Origin of the sequence: Gimesia sp. (assembly GCF_048262075.1) — a bacterium.
In the GTDB taxonomy this organism is placed as follows: Bacteria; Planctomycetota; Planctomycetia; order Planctomycetales; family Planctomycetaceae; genus Gimesia.
Genome location: NZ_JBLXFK010000014.1, coordinates 192,124 through 198,123, shown reverse-complemented (window position 1 = coordinate 198,123; position 6,000 = coordinate 192,124). Strand labels below are relative to the sequence as shown.

Sequence of the window (6,000 nt, the reverse complement as noted above, 5' to 3'; positions counted from 1 at the left end):
GGAACCTCGGGATCAACGCTCGTTTGACAACTTCCCCAAGATTATCGCAGTCTTCCACGCCCTTCATCGCCATCTGATGCCAAGACATCCCCCATACGCCCTTAATAGCTTAGCCGTAATAATTTTTACCTCACACTCAACACATTGCCTTGCGGGAGCCAAAAACATTACAACCCGATCTCAATTCACAAGGTCTTGCATAACAACCTTGCACTTGAGTCGATTTGCCTAAGAACAAAATCTCGAAAAAACGATACCATTCCGAAGAATTGATATTGTAATCTGAGAACTCTATCGTTTATAGATGCCACTTATTACTTTTACCAAATTGTCAAAGAACATTGATTCCCAGGGTTATCCCCAGGGAAAAACAGCCAACCAAAATCAGCTGAATCAAAGCCAGCAATGCTGAATTCGATTCAATCGACTTAAGTCAGCTGAGAGAGTCATCTTATCGTCGTCTCTCAGAAAGTCAACCGTCCGAGAAACAAATTTGAAAACTTTTTCCAAAACCCCTCAAACACTTCCTCACCACAAACTACTCTGTGGCAACCACTTACACCCAACAACTTTGTTAAGAACAAGTGAAGGAGTGAGATCTTAACCAGACAGAAACCACTCGTCAAGTCACAGAGAAACAATTCTCTGAAACATTTTGCCACAAACCCTTTTGTGACAACCACTTGCCCTCAACAGACCCTGCCAAGAACAAGTAGCGGAGCGGGATCTTAACCAGTCAGAAACCACCCGTCAACCCAAGGAGAAATAATTCCCTGGAAGTTCTCCAGAAAGACTTGGGACCTGATTTAGAACCTCTATAAGGCACAGACCACTTTACTTCCTGAAACACAATGGAGACGACCGGGATCGAACCGGCAACCTCCGCCTTGCAAGGGCGGCGCTCTCCCAATTGAGCTACGTCCCCTAACAGATGCCGACAACAAGTTGCCGGCAAACACCAGGCATGTAACCTATAAAGCTACAAAACCTGGAGTCCCTCTTAGAGAGTTAAAAAAATGGGCGTACGTGGATTCGAACCACGGACCTCAGCTTTATCAGAGCTGCGCTCTAACCAACTGAGCTATACGCCCCAATAAGAGGACGCGTATTCTGCCTTCTTATCTTGTTGCTGTAAAGTCTCTTTCGACACTAGTTTCACAAAAATCAACATTTTCTTCACGGGAAAAAGACACACTTCCTGCGAACAGGTTCGCATCCCCCTAATTATCATTGCAGAAACCGTTTTTCCAACAGTTATCACACCACAGCCGTAGTATCTGGCAGACATCAGGAAAACGTGATTTAACGGAACTTCCTGTCGACCTGTATGCCGGAGCGATGCTGTCATGTTCAATCTTCTGCTTAAATCTGGTTTATCACTGGCATTACTATCCAGTCCGACTATTTCCAGCAGCGGAAGCTGTTTCTCAGTTATGCAGGTGCACAGTCCGGTTCTTTCCGCTGATTCATACTGCTGCCCGCCCGATACTTCGCCTGATCAGCATCCGACCTCACCAGTCTCAAGTGATGACTGCCGATGTGGAGTTAAACAGGTCATTGCGACCTCGAAGAATCATTTTCCTGTACCAGTTACAGGGATTTCTGCACACTATGATTCCAGTTCGCAAACTCCATCTGGCCGAAACAGAGTCCAAACCCCCTGTCATTCTCTGGCGAATTCACGTCCATTATATCTGCTGCACTGTGTCTGGATCTGCTGATTACCTGAAACTGCGTAACCCGGTTTTCACTCTATATCAGCTACATAACCACTGATCCATTAACCACTGATCCATTAACCACTGATCCATTAACCACTGATCCATTAACCACTGATCCATTCTTAAGGAGACGTCAGATGTTATCGAAAATGGTCACTGCCACAATGTTGTCCGTTGGTTTGGGAATGACTGCTTCTGCTCACTCACAAACAAATACATCCAACTGTTGTCTATTTAATTTGCCCTGCTGTGAGCAAGGGCAGGCCTGTTGCCATACCTCTACCGTAGTGGAATGCTCCCCGAAAGACCTGGCCTGCTGTGATCAGGCAGAAAAATGCTGCCTGGACGAAAAGGCCTGCTGTGAGAAACAACTTACCGAATGTGAAAACGGGGGCAACTGCTGTATTGAGAAGCCCACCGCTAACAGCCCCCCACAATAGAGCCTCCTGAAAAAGATAGATCGTTTCTATCTTTGAAAATGGTCCCCTGCAGATAATTCTCTGCAGGGGATTTTTTTTTGGCAGCTCAAACTGAAGGCCTGCTACTTAATAATGGCCTCTCCAATGCCGAAACAGATATGGATACTGGCATACTTATACAACTGCACAACTCCTGCCGGATTACAAACAGCTATTCATTTACAGCCACTTTCTGCTTTGCCATTTCATGAAACTGTTTCCAATTAATGACTTCGATCCCCAGATCCTTGATTTCCCTCATAACCTCAGGATCCGTGAAGACACGTCTGTCTCCATCGCGACGCGAGGAACTGTTGGTGATATTCTGCAGTTCCTGATTATCGAAGCCACAATGGATAATGATCTGTGTCACCCCCGGCTTCAGCCCCCGCAGCTTGTCCAGATAGGCATTTTTTCGCTTTCCATAATCTGGCTCGCCGTAGAATTGAACTAGTTCATCCAGCACCGGCAGACCGTTTTTCTCAAGAACGACTTTCAGTTCTTTGCCCTTTTCTGCAATCAGACCATATTCCTTCGGATCAAGATTGGCGACGAACAAAACCGGTAGCTGGTACTCGATCCCCAGATTTACATACATTTCCAGCAGATCCGGACGACTGACGACGGCCCCCATGTGTGTATCGAGGTGACTGAGTGGAACTCCGAATTTTTTCGCACGCTCAATCTGAGCCCTCAGCTCTTTTTCCGCGTCTTTTACATTCACATGCTGCATCACCTGCCCAACGTTGTCCCAGAGATAATGTTCCCCGTCTAACAGGCTCGGCACCTGATCTCGCGAAGCAACCGGTCCCCAGCGATAATTTTTCCATTCGGAATTCAAAGTCAGATGAATGCCGAAATCCTGGTCCGGATTCTGTTTTGCATAATCTGCAAACTCCTTAAACCAGGGACAGGGCACCATAATACTCGCTGACGAGACAACTCCTTTCTGCATGCCTTCTATGGTCGCCTGATTCACCGAATGCGACATACCTGCATCATCAGCGTGAATGATGACATAACGCTTTCCTGCTGCTTTTTCGTTTTCCGCATGAACAGTAACGACACTGGTCACAACAAAAACACAGAACCATGTACTCAGTAGTTGACGTTTCATGAATCACCTGATGGAGTTACAAGAAATAGAAAAATGGATTTGACGCCGCGAATTGAAAGGGTTCGCTTGAATTCTGATATCAATCAGATCAAGCTATAAGTGGATTTGGATTGTTACCACTCCTCTATTCTACTTATCCTGCAAGGAACTACAAATGAATTGTGTCTCTCTGAAACGACTTGCAGCCGTTTTGCTGATGCTGATCACCGTGAATGCATTGAATGTAAATCTGGCGCAAGCTGAAATCAAACTTCCCTCGATTATTGGCGACCACATGGTCCTGCAACAGGGGCAGAAAAACCCGTTATGGGGTTGGTCCGAACCGGGTGAAAAGATCACAGTCACCGTTGATGGGCAGTCTCATTCCACAACTGCTGACAATAACGGTAAATGGAAAGTCACGCTCGAACCTCTCAAAGTCGGCGGTCCTTATGAAATCACAATCAAGGGAAAAGAGACCCTTACATTGAAGGATGTTCTCTCAGGCGAAGTCTGGATCTGCTCTGGCCAGTCCAATATGGCGTGGACCGTTGGCTCATCCAATGATGCCGACCTCGAAATCATGACCGCCAATTACCCCAAGATCCGATTGATATCGGTACCCCAGGTCGGGACTCAGGAACCTCAAGACAACTTCAAGGGACAATGGGAAGCCTGCACTCCCGAAACCGTTAAGAATTTTTCCGGGGTCGGTTATTTCTTTGGCCGTCAACTCTACCAGACGCTGAATGTGCCCATCGGACTGATTGACAATGCCTGGGGTGGCTCTTCTGCGGAAGCCTGGGTGAATCGCAAGCGACTGGAAGAGGAACCTGCATTCAAAGAAATGCTGGAAAAATGGAAAAAGACCGAAGAAACCTACAACCATGATCAGGCCGTTGCTGCTTACAACAAACGCCTGGAGCAGTGGAAACAAGCAGTACAAAAAGCCAAAGCAGCAGGAAAAACGGCACCACGACGCCCGCGGGCACCGCGTAATCCGCTGACTGGTAACCACCGTCCTGCCAACATTTATAACGGCGTGCTGCATCCCACCATCGGTTATGGCATCAAAGGAGCCATCTGGTATCAGGGTGAATCTAATGCCAGTCGTGCTTTCCAGTACCGAAAACTGTTCCCATTCATGATCCAGAACTGGCGTAATGAATGGAACCAGGGCGATTTTCCCTTCTATTGGGTCCAACTGGCTGACTTCCGCAGCGAAAAGCCAGAACCGGCTGACAGCGACTGGGCTGAACTGCGTGAGGCACAGACGCTGACTATGGATGCGCTGCCCAACACGGGTGAAGCCGTCATTCTGAATCTGGGGGAAGCTTCTGACATTCACCCCAAAAACAAACAAGATGTCGCCATGCGTCTGGCCCGCTGGGCACTGGCGAAAGATTATGGCGTCAAAGTCGTGCACCAGAGCCCCCGATATAAGTCAATGGAAGTCAAAGGCAACAAAGTGATTCTGACCTTTGATCATGTTGGCGGAGGCCTCGACACCTTCGACGTGACAACTCCCATCGGTTTCACCATTGCCGGCGATGACAAGAAATTTGTCAAAGCCAATGCCAAAATCGTTGGTGGCAATAAAATCGAAGTCTGGAGTGATGCCGTCAAGAATCCAGCTGCCGTTCGGTATGCCTGGGCAGATAACCCTATCTGTAACGTCCAAAACAAAGAAGGCCTGCCTGTAACACCCTTCCGTACGGACGACTGGCCTGGTGTAACGATCAATAATCATTAAGCAAATACTGATGATTTAATCACAAGCCGCCTCAGGGAACAGGATTCTCTGAGGCGTTTTTTTATAAGCTCTCAATGGTGTCCCCTTTTACAGTAGCGTCTCCAATCGCCTGCAGGACTGAACTTCCCATACCTGCTGCTACACATTCCCTCACCCCTCGCTGCATAAAATGAACTTGACCCCGCCGCGCCGCTGGCGATAAACGCTGTTTTGAGTCGCGCGCGTGCCCAGTTTACAGTGCACCGAAACACGCGACACTTATTCCTGATCTTCACTATAAAACAGCCTGTTTTTTCCAGATTTGCACTGTCTGTAACCACACTAATTCGTGATGTATGCCTGCGGATCGCCGCACTTCGCAGTCCTTCATCCCGGCGCCGCCCCTGATCACACCAGCATCGGCTCTCTATCAACACCCATCGCCACATGATTCTGTTCATCCCTCTTGACGCCCCCACGCCTCTCCCTAAGATTTTCCTACAACAATGAAATGAAACCGCAATCCACCAGAACAACATCAAACAGGCAAGACAATGCTCATCAAGATAGAAACCACTTGAGATTAAAATCCCGGGTGCCATCGGTCGGCCTGCCCGACAGTGCCTCTGCTCAAGGCCTCCTTACCTGGTTCACCAACCATTATAAAGGAAGCGATCCAACCCCAGCAGATGAATATCCCGAACCACTATATACAGATCAGGGGGTAGCCCCGAATGCAATTCGGGGTTGTCGCAGACAACAGGAAACTGCCAGGGCAGACCTTCAAATAAGAATTGACTACCACGATATAACACGAAAGAAAAGGAAAGGGTAACCCCGAATGCAATTCGGGGTTGTCGCAGACAACAGGAAACTGTCAGGGCAGACCTTCAAATAAGAACTGACTACCACGATATAACACGAAAGAAAAAGAAAGGGTAACCCCGGATGCAATCCGGGGTGAGCGCAGCGAACAGGAAACTGTCAGGGCAA

General features: G+C 48.0%; 3 protein-coding genes, 2 tRNA genes and 1 rRNA gene. 2 read left to right on the top strand and 4 right to left on the bottom strand.

Annotated features, from left to right (window positions below):
- The 3 genes from ACN0YH_RS23090 to ACN0YH_RS23080 all read right to left on the bottom strand — a co-directional run.
- Nucleotides 1–115, bottom strand: a 23S ribosomal RNA gene (locus tag ACN0YH_RS23090); the annotation flags it as partial.
- Nucleotides 116–852: 737 nt separating this feature from the next.
- Nucleotides 853–925 (bottom strand) — tRNA-Ala (locus tag ACN0YH_RS23085).
- 92 nt (nucleotides 926–1,017) lie between these two features.
- Nucleotides 1,018–1,091, bottom strand: a tRNA-Ile gene (locus ACN0YH_RS23080).
- 767 nt (nucleotides 1,092–1,858) lie between these two features.
- Between ACN0YH_RS23080 and ACN0YH_RS23075 the strand changes: the two genes are divergently transcribed.
- Nucleotides 1,859–2,161, top strand: a complete 303-nt coding sequence (locus ACN0YH_RS23075; RefSeq protein ID WP_417381952.1) for a hypothetical protein — start codon at nucleotides 1,859–1,861, stop codon at nucleotides 2,159–2,161.
- Nucleotides 2,162–2,351: 190 nt separating this feature from the next.
- Here the strand turns inward: ACN0YH_RS23075 and ACN0YH_RS23070 are convergent, their stop codons facing one another.
- Nucleotides 2,352–3,296: a polysaccharide deacetylase family protein gene (locus tag ACN0YH_RS23070; protein WP_417381951.1), complete on the bottom strand. Its 945-nt coding sequence runs from the start codon at nucleotides 3,294–3,296 to the stop codon at nucleotides 2,352–2,354.
- Between the two features lie 154 nt (nucleotides 3,297–3,450).
- On the opposite strand from ACN0YH_RS23070, the gene ACN0YH_RS23065 reads away from it, so the two are divergent.
- Nucleotides 3,451–5,028, top strand: a complete 1,578-nt coding sequence (locus tag ACN0YH_RS23065; RefSeq protein WP_417381950.1) for a sialate O-acetylesterase — start codon at nucleotides 3,451–3,453, stop codon at nucleotides 5,026–5,028.
- Nucleotides 5,029–6,000 lie beyond the last annotated feature (972 nt).